The following is a 13,700-nucleotide window of genomic DNA, read 5'->3' on the forward strand; positions in this document are numbered from 1 at the left end:
ATCATACTCGATGCAGGCGCGGGCCACGCGCGCCGTGTGTCGGGGGCTGCAAGGCGGAGCGGCGATGCTGGAAGCGCGCAATCTCACCAAGCGTTACGAAGGCGCGGACTCTCCGGCGCTCGATCGTTTGAATTTGACCGTGCCGGCGGGCGAGGTGTTTTGCCTGCTGGGCCCCAACGGCGCCGGCAAGACGACGACGGTCAATCTCTTCTTGAATTTCATCGCGCCGACCGCAGGTCAGGCGCTCGTCTGCGGGATTGACGCCGCGGTTGATCCCTCCGCGGCGCGCGCGCGTCTCGCCTATATCCCCGAACAGGTGATGCTCTACGGCGCGCTCACCGGCCTCGAAAATCTGCAATATTTCACCGAAATCTCTGGGGCCGAGGCGCCGCGCGATGAGCTTCTCTTGCTGCTCGCCGCCGCCGGCCTGCCGAGCGACGCCTTCGATCGTCCCGTGCGCGGCTATTCCAAGGGCATGCGCCAGAAGGTCGGCGTCGCCATCGCGCTCGCAAGGCGCGCGCAGGCGCTGGTGCTTGATGAGCCAACCTCCGGCCTCGATCCGCTCGCGGCCAATGAGTTCGCCGCGCTGATCGAGCGGCTGCGCAAGGACGGTATGGCGGTGCTGATGGTCACGCATGACCTTTTCCTCGCCAAGCAATGCGGCACGAAGATCGGCATCATGGCGCAGGGGCGTCTTGCATCCGTTTTTGGCGCCGACGACGTCGACCATCTCGGGCTGGAACGCGCCTATCTCGATCTCTTCGCGAGGGCGGCGTGAGCGATCTCGCTCTCGCCCCGCTCGCCGCGACTGCGCCGGCGAAGAGCCGCTGGCGCGTCGTGCGCGCCGTCGCCGCCAAGGAATGGTTGGAGCTGTTCCGCGACCGGCGCCTCGTCTGGCTCTGCGCCTTCGTCGTCGCGCTGATGCTCGCCGCGCTCGCCTTCGGCTATGTCGAAAACGCCCGCATCCTGCGCGAGCGCGACGCGGCGGCGCAAGCCGATCGCGAGCTTTGGGTCGGACAGAGCGCCAAGAATCCGCACGCGGCGGCGCATTTTGGCCAATACGCCTTTAAGCCCTTAAGCCCGCTGGCGCTCGCCGATCCCGGCGTCGACGCCTATGTCGGCTCCGCGGTGTGGCTCGAGGCGCATAAGCAGAACGAAACCCAGTTCAAACAGGCGCGCGACGGCGGCGTTGGCGCGCGGCTCGGTTCGCTGTCGCTCGCCTTCATCCTGCAGACGATTGCGCCGCTCATCGTTATTCTCATGGGCTTTGCAAGCTTCTCCGGCGAGCGCGAAAGCGGGACGCTGAAACAATTGCTCAGCGTCGGCGCCAGGCCGCGCGACATTCTCGCCGGCAAGGCGATGGCGCTCATCGGTGCCATTTTCGCGCTGCTCGCGCCGGCCTTCGTTGGCGCGGCGCTCGCGCTCGTCTTCTTCGTCGATCGTGAACGCCTGTCGCTCGCCGATCAATTCCTTAGGCTCGCAGCGCTCGGCGCCGCCTATGCCGCCTATCTCGCGGGCTTCGCCTTTCTGGCGCTCGGCGTTTCGGCTTTGGCGAGAAACTCCCGCGCGGCGCTTGTGACGCTGCTCGCCTTCTGGCTCGTCAATTCCTTTCTCGCGCCGCGCCTCGCCACGGACGCCGCGCGCGCCTTCGCGCCGACGCCGACATGGCAAGAATTTCGCGCCGCCATCGCGCAGGACAAGGCGAAGACATTCGGCCATGACGAGAGCCATCCCGCCTTCGTCGCTTTCCGCGACGAGACGCTCAAAAAATACGGCGTGTCGCGCGTCGAGGATTTGCCGGTCAGCTTCCGCGGCCTCGCGCTGCGCAAGGACGACGAGGCCGGCTATGCGATCTTCGATCGCCACTTCGGCGCGCTGCAGTCGGCCTTCGACCGTCAGGACGCGCTGCGCGCCGCGCCCGGCTTCCTGTTCCCGCTGCTCGCGCTGCGGCCGATCTCGATGGCCTTCGCCGGCGTCGACAGCCGCAGCCAGTTCGATTTCGCCACGGCGGCCGAGGCGCACCGGCGCGACATCCAAAATCAGGTCAGCGACAACCTCATCCATTTCGCCCACGACAATAGCTACGTCGCCGGACCCGAGCTGTGGCGAAAGATCGCCTCCTTCGCCTATCGCGCGCCCGGCGCGGTCTTCGCCCTCGGCTACAGCGCGCTCCCCATTATCGGCCTGTTCGCCTGGCTCGCGCTCGCTTGCGCTTTCGCGCTCTTCGCGGCGCGGCGTCTGCGGCCGGTATGAGCGCGCCCATGTCTTCCGCTTTTCTCGCAGGCTTGCGGTTCGAGGCGCGCATGATGCGCCGCGACGGCGCCATCTGGTTCGCGCTCATCGCCTTGGCGGGCGTCGCGCTTTTTGCGCTGGCCATGGGCGCCTCGCGCGTTGCGGCGCAACAGGCGGCGATCGCGGGCGCCCGCGCCGACGAGACGCAGCGCCTGACAAACCTCCAGAAGACGCTCGCGCAATTGCAGCAGGGTGAGACGCAGGGAAAGCCCGCGCCGGAGCCGCCCCCCTATCGCGATCCGCGCAACGCCGCCTTCATGGGCGGAGGCCCCGCCGCGGCGGTCGCCGCGCTCGCGCCCGCGCCTTTGGCGCTCGTCGCCACCGGTCAGAGCGATCTACTGCCGCCCGCCGTCCGGGTGACGACCGGCTCGAAGGACAGTTTTCTCTTCGCCGACGAGATCGACAATCCGGCGAATCTGATGTCGGGCGCGACCGATCTCGCCTTCGTCGTCGTCTTTGTCTATCCGCTGGTTGTTCTGGCGATGGCCTTCAATCTGCTCGCCGGCGAGCGCGAGCAGGGAACGCTGGCGATGAATCTGGCCTCGGCGCGCCGGCCCAGCGCCGCGCTCGCCGGCAAGCTGACGGCGCGCGTCGCCGCGCCGATCGCCGTGACGCTGCTGGCGGTGGCGGCGGGCGTCTGGATGTTCGCGGGATGGGAGCGGCTCGCTTCGCCCGGCTTCGCAGTGCTGTTCGTTGTCGTGCTGCTCTATGGTCTCTTCTGGGCGGCGCTCGCCGCCGCGGTCGACGGGATCGGCCGGAGCTCCGCCTTCAACGCGCTGACGCTGATCGGCGCCTGGGTGGCTATCACCATGATCCTGCCGGCGGCGATCAACAGTATCGCCGCCTTCGCGCATCCCGCGCCCTCGCGAACCGACATGGTGCTCGCGGCCCGGGCGGCCTCGATCGACGCCGACCGCGCCCGCGACGCCTCGCTCGCGCGCTACGCCCAGGAACATGGCGACGCGGAAAAGCCAGCCGGCGGTCCGCAGGAGGCGACGTTGCGGCGTCTGGCGACGCAGGAGGCGGCGTTTCAGCGCGTCGAAGCGATCGTCGCCGAGCATGACGCGCAGCTTGCGCGCCAGCGCGATATGGCCGACCGGCTCGGCTATCTCTCGCCGGCCTATCTGACCTATCAGGCGATGGCGGACGTCGCCGGCTCGGGGGAGACGCGCTACCGCGCCTTTCTCGATCGCATCCGCGCCTTTCACGTCGACTGGCGGGAGTTCTTCCTTTCGCGCGCCAAGGCCGGCGCCGCGCTGACGGCGCAGGATTACGCGGCCATGCCGAAATTTACGCAGGCGGATGAAGAGTTGATGGGGCCCGCGCCGACTGGACATGCCGGCGCGCTCATCGGCGTCGCGCTGCCGGCCTTGCTGCTCGCCGCGCTCGCCCTGCGCGGCTATCGCCGGGCCGCGCCGCGATAAATCGTCGTCTTCCGGGTGCCGATGTTACGTCCCCGGATGGCAAGCATATCGCGCGTAAGCCTGGTCAAAACGCCAAACAGAGATACGAGGGGTTTTTTTGTCATGGGCGTTAATTACGCAGACTTGTAGAGCAGTACCACTGAGCCGAATGATACACGCCCGAACGATTCTCAGCGCAATGTAGGAAGCTACTTCGGGAAAAATTACCTTGTCCATAGCAGCGCATTTGTAACAAGCCGCCACTGTCCATGAGTTTTTTCGAAAACCATCGCCTCGGAATGCCCTTCCCAGCCTGAGCTCCACAAACCAGTCGGAGTTCTTTTATAGCTGGTTCCTCCACTTGTTACGATGAGAACGGCCCGCTGAAACTTGGAGTCAAAGACTGGGAAGCTGTATTTTTTGGAATTGACGGTGCCCCGCGCGCCGATCTCAGATGATGCAATCTCCTGTTTTGTTGTAGCGGAAAATTCACGTATCTCGTCAGCCGTGCAAAAGGCGGACGCATATTCGTTGTTAGGGTCCAGGATCGAATTTGTTTTCAGTGGAAAATCGGGAGCGATGAACTCCGCATGCAAGGTCGTTTGCGCTTTCAGGTATTTCCGCGCGAGGTCTAGAGAAATGCTTTCTCGCTCCCAGTCCTTCGCAATTTCACATCTCGTCGTTGTTTCGAGTTTCACACCTAGGACAGCGAACACGGCCCGCGCCTCGCGCTGAGGGCGGGCATAGTCCGCTTCCCTCGAAAGCGCAGGGCCCATGCTTAAAGCCAGTGCAAACGAAAAAATGCGAAAACTACAGACAATTCCCATCCGCCGCCCTCGGTCCGATCGATATTGCGTTCAGAGAGAATGTTTTCGACGAGGTCAAATATTCGCGTTGACTCGCTACCCCGGCCATTTCCTGAAGGTCCGCGTGTGGCGCGAGGTGGCATCCCGTCCGCAAAAACTTCCGGTGTCCATCCAAAGCCGAACTTAGACTGAGACGCCGCCGTCCGCCAGACCGGTTGCGTCTCCGGCCAAATGGCGGCATGTAAGGCGCAAATTCGCCCAGCGCCTACGGGCGCCTTGACTTCCGGAAAGAGAGAATGACCGCAGCCGTCGCGACGAAACTTGAAGCCGCCGATTGGACGAGTGACGCGAAAGAGGCGCTCGCCGCCGTCGAGGCGCTTTACAGGGATGCGCTCGCCAGCGTGCGCGCCCGCGATTCCCGCGACGGCAAGATCGCCAATGATCTGTTCGAGGCCGATCAGCACGCGGCCCACGGGCTCGCCTGGCTCGCGACCTATGTGCAGGGCCTGCGCGAACTCATCGACTATGCCGAACGCCTCTCGGCGGAAGGCGCATATAGCGAAACCGAAGAGCTTTTGAACCAGATCGGCTTCGCCGAATTCCTCGCCCAGGTCTATGGCGGCATTCCGATGAGCCAGGGCGAGATCGTCCGGCTCAGCGATTTCGGGCTTTCAAGCCAGCAGATCGCTTCGCGCCGTCCCGCCTCGGTCGACCGGCTGATCCTCTCCGGAAACACGCCGGCGAACCGCGCCCGCCTCGCCGAACTCATCGATCACCACGCGGCGGCCGAAACCATCGGCGCCTCCGGCCTCGACGAGACGCTGGAGGCGATCCGCAGCGAGATGCGCAAATTCGCTTCCGCCAATGTCACGCCCTATGCGCACGACTGGCATTCGAAAAATGACTACATCCCGCTCGACGTCATCTCCGGCCTCGCCGAACTCGGCGTCTTCGGCCTGACGATCCCCGAGGAATATGGCGGCTCCGGCATGGGCAAGATCGCCATGTGCGTCGTCTCCGAGGAATTGTCGCGCGCTTACATCGGCGTCGGTTCGCTCGGCACGCGTTCGGAAATTGCGGCGGAATTGATCCTGGTCGGCGGGACAGAGGCGCAGAAGGAGAAATATCTCCCCAAGATCGCCGCGGGCGAAATCCTTCCGACCGCGGTTTTCACCGAGCCCAACAACGGCTCCGACCTTGCCGGCCTGCGCACCCGCGCGACGCTCGAGGGCGGCGTCTACAAGGTCTTCGGCAACAAGACCTGGATCACCCATCCGGTGCGCGCCGATGTCATGACGCTGCTCGTGCGCACCAATCCGAACGAGAAGGGCTATAAGGGCCTCTCCATGCTGCTCGCGGAAAAGCCGCGCGGCACCGACGAGAACCCGTTCCCCGCCAAGGGCATGACCGGCGGCGAGATCGAAGTGCTCGGCTATCGCGGCATGAAGGAGTTCGAAATCGGCTTCGACAATTTCGAAGTGCCGGCCGAAAACCTTCTCGGCGGCGAAGAGGGCAAGGGCTTCAAGCAGCTCATGGAGACCTTCGAGTCGGCCCGCATCCAGACGGCGGCGCGCGCGCTTGGCGTCGCCCAATGCGCCCTCGACCTCGGATTGAAATACGCCAAGGAGCGGATTCAGTTCGGCAAGCCGCTGTTCTCCTTCCCGCGCGTCTTCAACAAGATCGTGTCGATGGCGATCGAGATCCATGTCGCCCGCCAGATCACCTATTTCGCCGCGCGCGAGAAGGACGAGGGCAAGCGCTGCGATCTCGAGGCAGGGATGGCGAAGCTGCTTGGCGCGCGCGTCGCCTGGGCGGCGGCGGACAACGCCCTGCAGATTCATGGCGGCAACGGCTTCGCGCTCGAATATCCGGTCTCGCGCGTGCTCTGCGACGCCCGCATCCTTAATATTTTCGAAGGCGCGGCGGAGATTCAGGCGCAGGTCATTGCGCGGCGGCTGCTGGAGGGGTAGCGGCGACAGTATCGCGCCACTTCAGAGAAAGGGCCTGGCATGAGCATTTCGGCTAAGTCCCTGCGCTTTGACGACGACAGCATGTGGGTTGAACTGTCCGACGGGCGCACGCTCGGCGTGCCGCTCGTTTGGTTCCCCCGTCTTCTGCACGCGACACTGGCGCAGCGCCTCGCTTACGAGATCAGCCGCAAAGGGCTGCACTGGGACGAACTCGACGAGGATATCTCCATCGAAGGATTGCTCGCCGGCCGCGGCGACGAGACGCGACACACGCCGGTGGCGGCGCAGTAGGGCGCAAAGAGCGCCGACGAGGGGCGGAGCCCATAAACTAAAAGCGCGACGACTGAATCGAAGAAGCGCAACTTCTCCGCGTCATGCCTGCGCTTGTCGCCCACGTGCTCTCATGAACTTCCGGCTCAGAGACTGAAGCTTCTCGTCACCCCTGCGCCAAAATCGCGATCAACGCGCCCATGGCGAGCATTGAGATCGCCTGCGCGAAGTAAAAGGCGAAGCGGATCGCGGCGACGACATTCGTCTGCTCGAAGAGCAGATGAACCGCGCTATGGCAGATCCTCGCGATAAGGATGATGATCGCCAGCGCATCGAGGATCGGGCTCGCGACGTGCGCGGCGAGCATCGCGACGACAATCGCGCCGTACACGGGCAGGTTCTCAACGCAGTTCATATGGGCGCGCACAGCGCGGCGATACCATTCGCCGCCTTGCGGCTCGTCGGCGCGCCAGTCGGAGATCGCCGTGCGACCGGTCAAGATCCGGCTCCAGCGATAAACGCCGACGGTCGTAAAAAGCAACAGTAGCGTCCAAAGCGCGAAACCGAGCAGGACCCAGACGGGGATGGGCATTGGAGCCTCCTTGAGCCTTCCGTGGAGAGAATGCGCGCGTTAGGGCGGGGAGATCTCGGCGATCGTCCGAACAGTTTGATTATGACATTCGTGAGCGCTCTGGAATAAACAGGCGGCCGCGCGCATAATGTAGCCATGCGCGAAACAGATCTGTTTACATCCAGAATTGAGCCTGACCCGCTCTACGCTGAGCGGTTCCGTTGGACTGTCTGCGAGGGGTCACAGATTCATCTGCGTTCCCCGCATTCCTACGCGACCAAGCGCGAGGCTGAGCAGGAAGCGGATAAGGCTCTGCAAAAGCTTGCGTCCACATGGACGGGCAAGCGCTGACCAGCCATCGCGCCCACGCGACCTCGACAAAGGGTAAATCGCGTTCGACATCGCCCACGGGCGCTCTCGAAGACCCATAGGCGCCCGGCGTTATCTCGGTTCGCCAGCCTTTCTTGCGCGCATCCGGCGCCTTACCTTCCGCTCATGAACAAGCGCGTCTATCGCCTCGTTGACGGCTCACGCGGGCCACGGCGGGATTTCCGGATCACCGTCGGACTGCGCGAGGGTTGGGAGGCGGAGGGCCGTGTCTATGACGTTTCCGAAGCGGTGCGCTGCGCGCACGCCTGGATGCGCCGCCGCGTCGAAGCGGGCCAGCCCGCGCTCTCAGGCATGTTCACCCGCGGCGAGGTGACCTACGCCTGGCCCAAGGACGACGGCACGGTCGGTTCCGACCGCGAGCCGGTCGCGATCCTCACCGGCGAAGCGGTGCACGCCTATCTCGGCGGCCTTCCCGACGCGCAGATCGAGGCGATGCTGAACGAACTGGCCGGCGAGCTCGGGGCGGCGCTCGGGCAGGAGCGCCTCTATGTCGCCTTCTGCGACAAAACCTGGATTCTCGACTGCGGCGAGGGGTAGACGCGACCCTCACGCGGGCCGCCGCCCTATTCTAAGAGCGACCACCACAACCGGAGGCCCCCATGTTCACGCTCTATTACCATACAGGCGCTTGCTCCCTTGCCCCGCATATTGTCCTTGAATGGATTGGCGAACCCTACGAGACCAAGGCGGTCGAGTTCGGCGACAAGGAATATTTGAAGATCAATCCGGCGGGGGCGGTGCCCGCGCTCGACACCGGCGAAGGCTGGATCCTGACCCAGGCCGCGGCCGTGCTGCGCTATCTCGCGGACCGCTTCCCGCAGGCGGGGATCGCCCCCGACGGGTCGCCGCGCGACGAGGCCGAGGCCGATCGCTGGTCCTCCTTCATCACCGGCGATCTCCACCCGGCCTTTTTCCCGTTGTTTTTGCCGGACCGCTATACGCGCGCCCGGGAGAAGGAGGCGTTCGACAATGTGCGCGAAGCCGCAAAGGCGCTGGTGCGCAAGAAATTCGATATTGTCGACGCGCATCTTGCGGGTCGCCGCTTCTTGGTCGGCGACAAATTGAGCTATCTCGACGCCTATGTTTTCCCGATGGAGCGCTGGGGCGCGTCGCTGCTGGAGGACGGGCTGTCGAAATACCCCAACATTCAGAAACACCATGACATGATGGCGGCGGACGAAGGCGTAAAGCGCGTCCTGGCGGCGGAAGGGGCTTAACCGCTTCGATCAACATCCTCTCACGAGCTTGACCGCGACGGCGGCGGGTGAAAGCTTCCGCTCAGGCTTGGGAGAGGCTCATGGCTCGATTTGATGGGAAAGTTGCGCTCGTTACGGGCGCGGCGAGAGGTCTTGGCCGAGTCACGGCGCTCGCCTTCGCCCGCGAGGGGGCGAGGGTCGCGCTTGCCGACATCGACGAGGCTGGCGGGCGCGAGACACTCGACATGATCCGCGCGGCGGGCGGCGAGGGGCTCTTCACGCCAGCCGACATGCGGATCGAGCGGGACGTCGAAGCCATGGTCGCGAAGACCGTCGACGCATACGGCCGCCTCGACTGTGCGGTGAACAACGCCGGCGTCGTGCGCTTCAAGCCCATCGCCGAGGAAACGGAAGAGGGTTTCAATTTCCACATCGACGTCAATCTGCGCGGCGTGTTCTTCTGCATGAAGCACGAGATCCGGCAGATGCGCCAAAACGGCGGCGGCGCCATCGTCAACCAGTCGTCGATCACCGGCAGCCTCACCGGTAACCCTGCAGAGGGCGCCTATGCCGCCTCCAAGGGCGGCGTCGACGGCCTGACCAAGACGGTCGCGCTCGAGGTCGCCAAGGACAATATCAGCGTCAACGCCATTTGCGCCTGCGGGATCGACGCGCCGGGCGACGTCTTCCACCAATGGATGGAGAAGGAGCACATCAGCCCCGAGCAGGCCGGGAAGCTGTTTCCGATCGAGCGGATGGGCAAGGCCGAAGAGCTGACCGAGGCCGTGCTGTTCCTGTGCTCCGAACAGGCGCGCTTCATCGTTGGCCACCTCCTCGTTGTCGACGGCGGATGGATCGCCCGCTGAAGAGTCGCTCTCCGCCCTTGATTCTCCGCCGCGCCTCCCGTAACGTCGGCTGTGAACAAAAGGGCGGAACGCGGAATGCGCGCAATTCTCGTATTTGAAGCGCCAAGGATGGAGCTGGGCTAGGCCCGGCCTCCGCCAATGGCGCTTGACCCAAGGCCCCAAGAGGGCCTTTTTTGTTGCCCGAAGACAAAAAACATCCTAGTCGCCCGCCGCGAGAAGCAAGACGGAAAATGATGATGTCGAAGGAAATGTCCGGCGCCGAAATGGTGGTCGAAGCCCTGAAGGATCAGGGCGTGGAAATTCTTTTCGGCTATCCGGGCGGCGCCGTTCTTCCGATCTATGACGTGCTCTTCCAGCAGGAGAAGGTGCAGCACATTCTCGTGCGCCATGAACAGGGGGCCGCCCATGCCGCGGAGGGCTATGCGCGCTCCTCGGGCAAGGTCGGCGTATTGCTCGTCACCTCGGGACCGGGCGCCACCAATACGGTGACGGGCCTCACCGACGCGCTGATGGATTCGATCCCGCTTGTCTGCATCACCGGGCAGGTGCCGACGCATCTCATCGGCTCCGACGCCTTTCAGGAATGCGACACGGTCGGCATCACTCGCCACTGCACGAAGCACAATTATCTCGTCAAGAATATCGCCGATCTGCCGCGCGTGCTGCATGAAGCCTTTTATGTGGCTTCGTCCGGCCGGCCGGGACCGGTGGTCATCGACATCCCCAAGGACGTGCAGTTTGCGCGCGGCGTCTACGCCCCGCCGCGCAGCGCCGCGCACAAGACCTATCATCCCAAGCTCGACGCCGACATGGAGGCGATGCAGCAGGCCGTGCGCATGATGGCGGCGGCGAAGCGTCCGATCTTTTACACCGGCGGCGGCGTCATCAATTCCGGACCCGCAGCCTCGACCCTGCTGCGCGAACTCGTCGGCCTGACGGGCTTTCCCATCACCTCGACGCTGATGGGGCTCGGCGCCTATCCGGGGTCCGGCGAAAACTGGCTTGGCATGCTCGGCATGCACGGCACCTGGGAAGCCAATCACGCCATGCATGACTGCGATCTGATGATCGCGGTCGGCGCGCGTTTCGACGACCGCATCACCGGACGTCTCGACGCCTTTTCGCCGGGCTCGAAAAAGATCCACATCGACATCGATCGTTCCTCCATCAACAAGAACGTCAAGGTCGACCTCGCCATCGTCGGCGATTGCGCCCATGTGCTTGAAGCCATGGTGCGCCTGTGGCGCGCCGAGGCGATGAGCGCCGACAAGCAGCCGCTCGACGATTGGTGGGCGAAGATCAACGAGTGGCGTGCGCGCAAGTCACTGGCGTTCCGCAATTCGGACGCCGCGATCAAGCCGCAGCATGCGGTGCAGCGGCTCTATGCGCTGACCAAGGATCGCGACGTCTATGTCACCACCGAGGTCGGGCAGCATCAGATGTGGGCCGCCCAGCATTATCATTTCGAAGAGCCGAACCGCTGGATGACCTCGGGCGGACTCGGCACCATGGGCTACGGCCTGCCGGCGGCGATCGGCGCGCAGCTCGCGCATCCCGGTTCGCTGGTGATCGACATCGCCGGCGAAGCCTCCATTCTGATGTGCATTCAGGAAATGTCGACGGCGATCCAATATCGCCTGCCGGTGAAGATCTTCATCCTCAACAACGAATATATGGGCATGGTTCGCCAGTGGCAGGAGCTGCTGCATGGCGGGCGCTATTCCCATAGCTACTCCGAGGCGCTGCCCGATTTCGTCAAGCTTGCGGAGGCGTTCGGCGCCAAGGGCATCCGCTGTTCAGATCCCGCCTCGCTCGACGCCGCGATCCAGGAGATGCTCGACTATGATGGGCCGGTGATCTTCGATTGCGTCGTCGACAAGGTCGAGAATTGCTTCCCGATGATCCCCTCCGGCAAGGCGCATAACGACATGCTGCTCGCCGATCTTTCCGATGACGCTGGGATAGAGATCGGCGCGGTCATCGACGAAAAAGGCAAGATGCTTGTTTAGGCGGTCGGGTTTCGGCGATCGGCAGTCGCAGCGCTGCAATCGACCGCCGACCGCCGATTTGCCGACCGCCCAGGAAAAAAGATGAACGCTCCTGCTTCTCCGCCGTCTCCCTATTCCGCGGCCGCGCCGAACGCCAAGGTCGAGTCGCATACGCTGTCCGTGCTCGTCGACAATGAGCCGGGCGTCTTGGCGCGCGTCGTCGGCCTGTTTTCCGGCCGCGGCTACAATATCGAGAGCCTCACGGTCGCCGAAGTCGCCCACGCCGAGCACCTCTCGCGCATCACCATATTGACCTCCGGCGCGCCGGAGACGATCGACCAGATCCATCATCAGCTCGAGCGACTCGTCCCCGTGCATCAGGTGACCGACCTCACCATGTCGATGCGCTCGCTCGAACGCGAACTCGCCATGGTCAAAGTCAAAGGTCGCGGCGAGCACCGCACCTTCGCGCTACAGCTCGCCGAGGCCTTTCGCGCCCGCATCGTCGACGCGACGACTGAGAGCTTCATTTTCGAATTGACCGGCAAACCGCACAAGATCGATGAATTTATCGACCTGATGCGTCCGATCGGGCTCGTCGAGGTCTCCCGCACAGGCGTCGCCGCCATCTCGCGCGGGCCCGATCCAATCTAAGGCTCGAGAATTTTGACCTTGCCGGGCGGCCCGCGTAGAAGGAGCCCGCCAGCGAATTCAACGGCGCGCGGGGCGCGCCGTTCCCCAAGAGCGCACGCACATCAAGGAAGCAGAGCACATGCGCGTTTATTACGATCGGGACGCCGACATCAATCTGATCAAAGGCAAGAAAGTCGCCATCGTCGGCTACGGCAGCCAGGGCTTCGCGCATGCGCTCAATCTCAAGGAGTCCGGCGTCGCGGGGGTCGCGGTCGCGCTGCGCCCCGGCTCCGCCTCGGCCGCCAAGGCTGAAGGCGCCGGCCTCAAGGTCATGACCGTCGCCGAGGCCTCCAAATGGGCCGACGTCATCATGATGCTGACGCCCGACGAGCTTCAGGGCGAGATCTACGCCAATGAGATGGCGCCGAACCTGAAGCCGGGCGCGCTGCTGCTCTTCGCCCACGGCCTCAACATCCATTTCAACCTGATTGAGCCGCGCAAGGATATCGACGTCGCCATGATCGCGCCGAAAGGCCCGGGCCATACGGTGCGCGGCGAATATCTCAAGGGCGGCGGCGTGCCCTGCCTAATCGCGGTGCATCAGGACGCTTCCGGCAACGCCAAGCAGATTGCGCTGTCCTATGCGGCGGCGATCGGCGGCGGCCGCGCCGGCATCATCGAGACGACCTTTCGCGAAGAATGCGAAACCGATCTTTTCGGCGAGCAGGTCGTGCTCTGCGGCGGTCTCGTGGAATTGATCCGCGCCGGATTCGAGACGCTGGTCGAGGCCGGCTATGCGCCGGAAATGGCGTATTTTGAATGTCTTCATGAAGTGAAGCTGATCGTCGACCTCATCTATGAGGGCGGCATCGCCAACATGAACTATTCGGTTTCGAACACGGCCGAGTATGGCGAATATGTCACCGGTCCGCGCATCATCACCAAGGACACCAAGGCGGAGATGAAGCGTGTGCTTGACGATATTCAAGCGGGCAAATTCACGCGCGATTGGATGCTGGAGAACAAAGTCGGCCAGACCTCCTTTAAGGCCACTCGCGCGCGTAATAACGCGCATCCAATCGAAGAGGTCGGCCTTCGCTTGCGCGGCATGATGCCCTGGATCGGCAAGAATAAGTTGGTCGACAAGGACCGCAATTAGCGCATAATGATTTCCCAAAAAGGCGAGCGCGCACTCGGGTTTGGGGCGTCGCCGAGGCGCAGTCGGCGCATCACGCATCGACAAATGCATCGCCATAGCGGGGGATGAATGCACGGGCCGGGCGGGCGGTCGAGTCATGTTATCGAGAGCGAAACG

The 13,700-nt window shown here is 63.9% G+C and carries 13 protein-coding genes; 11 read left to right on the forward strand and 2 right to left on the reverse strand.

Going from position 1 to position 13,700, the window contains the following annotated elements; all coding sequences use genetic code 11:
• Positions 1-64: 64 nt before the first annotated feature.
• Genes ACPS74_RS11170 through ACPS74_RS11180 form a run of 3 tightly spaced genes read left to right on the forward strand, consistent with a single transcriptional unit; the run spans position 65 to position 3,716 of the window.
• Positions 65-778 (forward strand): ABC transporter ATP-binding protein, encoded by a 714-nt coding sequence (locus ACPS74_RS11170; protein ID WP_029648991.1) that lies wholly within the window; start codon positions 65-67, stop codon positions 776-778.
• Positions 775-2,253 carry a DUF3526 domain-containing protein gene (locus ACPS74_RS11175; protein WP_029648992.1) on the forward strand — a complete coding sequence of 493 codons (1,479 nt, stop codon included), beginning with the start codon at positions 775-777 and terminating at the stop codon, positions 2,251-2,253. Before ACPS74_RS11170 ends, ACPS74_RS11175 begins: the two co-directional genes overlap by 4 nt.
• A gap of 8 nt (positions 2,254-2,261) precedes the next feature.
• Entirely contained in the window at positions 2,262-3,716 is a 1,455-nt protein-coding gene (locus ACPS74_RS11180; RefSeq protein WP_239753654.1) for a DUF3526 domain-containing protein, read from the forward strand.
• 203 nt (positions 3,717-3,919) lie between these two features.
• On the opposite strand, the gene ACPS74_RS11185 is transcribed toward ACPS74_RS11180, so the two are convergent.
• Complete coding sequence (locus ACPS74_RS11185; protein ID WP_029648994.1) at positions 3,920-4,471, reverse strand: hypothetical protein; 552 nt, start codon at positions 4,469-4,471, stop codon at positions 3,920-3,922.
• Positions 4,472-4,797: 326 nt separating this feature from the next.
• Between ACPS74_RS11185 and ACPS74_RS11190 the strand changes: the two genes are divergently transcribed.
• Entirely contained in the window at positions 4,798-6,471 is a 1,674-nt protein-coding gene (locus ACPS74_RS11190) for an acyl-CoA dehydrogenase family protein (protein WP_029648995.1), read from the forward strand.
• 39 nt (positions 6,472-6,510) lie between these two features.
• Positions 6,511-6,762: a DUF2442 domain-containing protein gene (locus ACPS74_RS11195; RefSeq protein ID WP_029648996.1), complete on the forward strand. Its 252-nt coding sequence runs from the start codon at positions 6,511-6,513 to the stop codon at positions 6,760-6,762.
• A gap of 145 nt (positions 6,763-6,907) precedes the next feature.
• Here ACPS74_RS11195 and ACPS74_RS11200 read toward each other — a convergent pair whose 3' ends face one another.
• Positions 6,908-7,333 (reverse strand): MAPEG family protein, encoded by a 426-nt coding sequence (locus ACPS74_RS11200; protein WP_029648997.1) that lies wholly within the window; start codon positions 7,331-7,333, stop codon positions 6,908-6,910.
• Between the two features lie 474 nt (positions 7,334-7,807).
• On the opposite strand from ACPS74_RS11200, the gene ACPS74_RS11205 reads away from it, so the two are divergent.
• From ACPS74_RS11205 to ilvC, 6 genes are all read left to right on the forward strand, one after another.
• Positions 7,808-8,239, forward strand: coding sequence for a hypothetical protein (locus tag ACPS74_RS11205; protein WP_029648999.1), 432 nt, complete (start codon positions 7,808-7,810; stop codon positions 8,237-8,239).
• A 62-nt stretch (positions 8,240-8,301) separates the two neighbouring features.
• On the forward strand, positions 8,302-8,919 hold the full coding sequence (locus ACPS74_RS11210; RefSeq protein ID WP_029649000.1) for a glutathione S-transferase family protein: 618 nt from the start codon (positions 8,302-8,304) through the stop codon (positions 8,917-8,919).
• Positions 8,920-8,999: 80 nt separating this feature from the next.
• Positions 9,000-9,764, forward strand: coding sequence for a glucose 1-dehydrogenase (locus ACPS74_RS11215; protein ID WP_029649001.1), 765 nt, complete (start codon positions 9,000-9,002; stop codon positions 9,762-9,764).
• A gap of 236 nt (positions 9,765-10,000) precedes the next feature.
• On the forward strand, positions 10,001-11,773 hold the full coding sequence (locus ACPS74_RS11220) for an acetolactate synthase 3 large subunit (protein WP_029649002.1): 1,773 nt from the start codon (positions 10,001-10,003) through the stop codon (positions 11,771-11,773).
• 81 nt (positions 11,774-11,854) lie between these two features.
• The gene (ilvN, locus tag ACPS74_RS11225) at positions 11,855-12,406 is read left to right on the forward strand and encodes an acetolactate synthase small subunit (protein ID WP_029649003.1); all 552 of its coding nucleotides are present in this window, start codon (positions 11,855-11,857) and stop codon (positions 12,404-12,406) included.
• Between the two features lie 118 nt (positions 12,407-12,524).
• Positions 12,525-13,544 (forward strand): ketol-acid reductoisomerase, encoded by a 1,020-nt coding sequence (ilvC, locus tag ACPS74_RS11230; protein WP_029649004.1) that lies wholly within the window; start codon positions 12,525-12,527, stop codon positions 13,542-13,544.
• Positions 13,545-13,700 lie beyond the last annotated feature (156 nt).

The sequence above is a fragment of the Methylocystis sp. SB2 genome (assembly GCF_049817085.1).
GTDB lineage: Bacteria > Pseudomonadota > Alphaproteobacteria > Rhizobiales > Beijerinckiaceae > Methylocystis > Methylocystis rosea.

What these genes read in the sequence shown, in the direction of transcription:
- ACPS74_RS11195 (WP_029648996.1), top strand. Translation starts at nt 6,511, where the DNA reads ATGAGCATTTCGGCTAAGTCCCTGCGCTTTGACGACGACAGCATGTGG.
- ACPS74_RS11200 (WP_029648997.1), bottom strand. Translation starts at nt 7,333, where the DNA reads ATGCCCATCCCCGTCTGGGTCCTGCTCGGTTTCGCGCTTTGGACGCTA.
- ACPS74_RS11180 (WP_239753654.1), top strand. Translation starts at nt 2,262, where the DNA reads ATGTCTTCCGCTTTTCTCGCAGGCTTGCGGTTCGAGGCGCGCATGATG.
- ilvN (WP_029649003.1), top strand. Translation starts at nt 11,855, where the DNA reads ATGAACGCTCCTGCTTCTCCGCCGTCTCCCTATTCCGCGGCCGCGCCG.
- ACPS74_RS11205 (WP_029648999.1), top strand. Translation starts at nt 7,808, where the DNA reads ATGAACAAGCGCGTCTATCGCCTCGTTGACGGCTCACGCGGGCCACGG.
- ilvC (WP_029649004.1), top strand. Translation starts at nt 12,525, where the DNA reads ATGCGCGTTTATTACGATCGGGACGCCGACATCAATCTGATCAAAGGC.
- ACPS74_RS11170 (WP_029648991.1), top strand. Translation starts at nt 65, where the DNA reads ATGCTGGAAGCGCGCAATCTCACCAAGCGTTACGAAGGCGCGGACTCT.
- ACPS74_RS11190 (WP_029648995.1), top strand. Translation starts at nt 4,798, where the DNA reads ATGACCGCAGCCGTCGCGACGAAACTTGAAGCCGCCGATTGGACGAGT.
- ACPS74_RS11220 (WP_029649002.1), top strand. Translation starts at nt 10,001, where the DNA reads ATGTCGAAGGAAATGTCCGGCGCCGAAATGGTGGTCGAAGCCCTGAAG.
- ACPS74_RS11215 (WP_029649001.1), top strand. Translation starts at nt 9,000, where the DNA reads ATGGCTCGATTTGATGGGAAAGTTGCGCTCGTTACGGGCGCGGCGAGA.
- ACPS74_RS11185 (WP_029648994.1), bottom strand. Translation starts at nt 4,471, where the DNA reads ATGGGCCCTGCGCTTTCGAGGGAAGCGGACTATGCCCGCCCTCAGCGC.
- ACPS74_RS11210 (WP_029649000.1), top strand. Translation starts at nt 8,302, where the DNA reads ATGTTCACGCTCTATTACCATACAGGCGCTTGCTCCCTTGCCCCGCAT.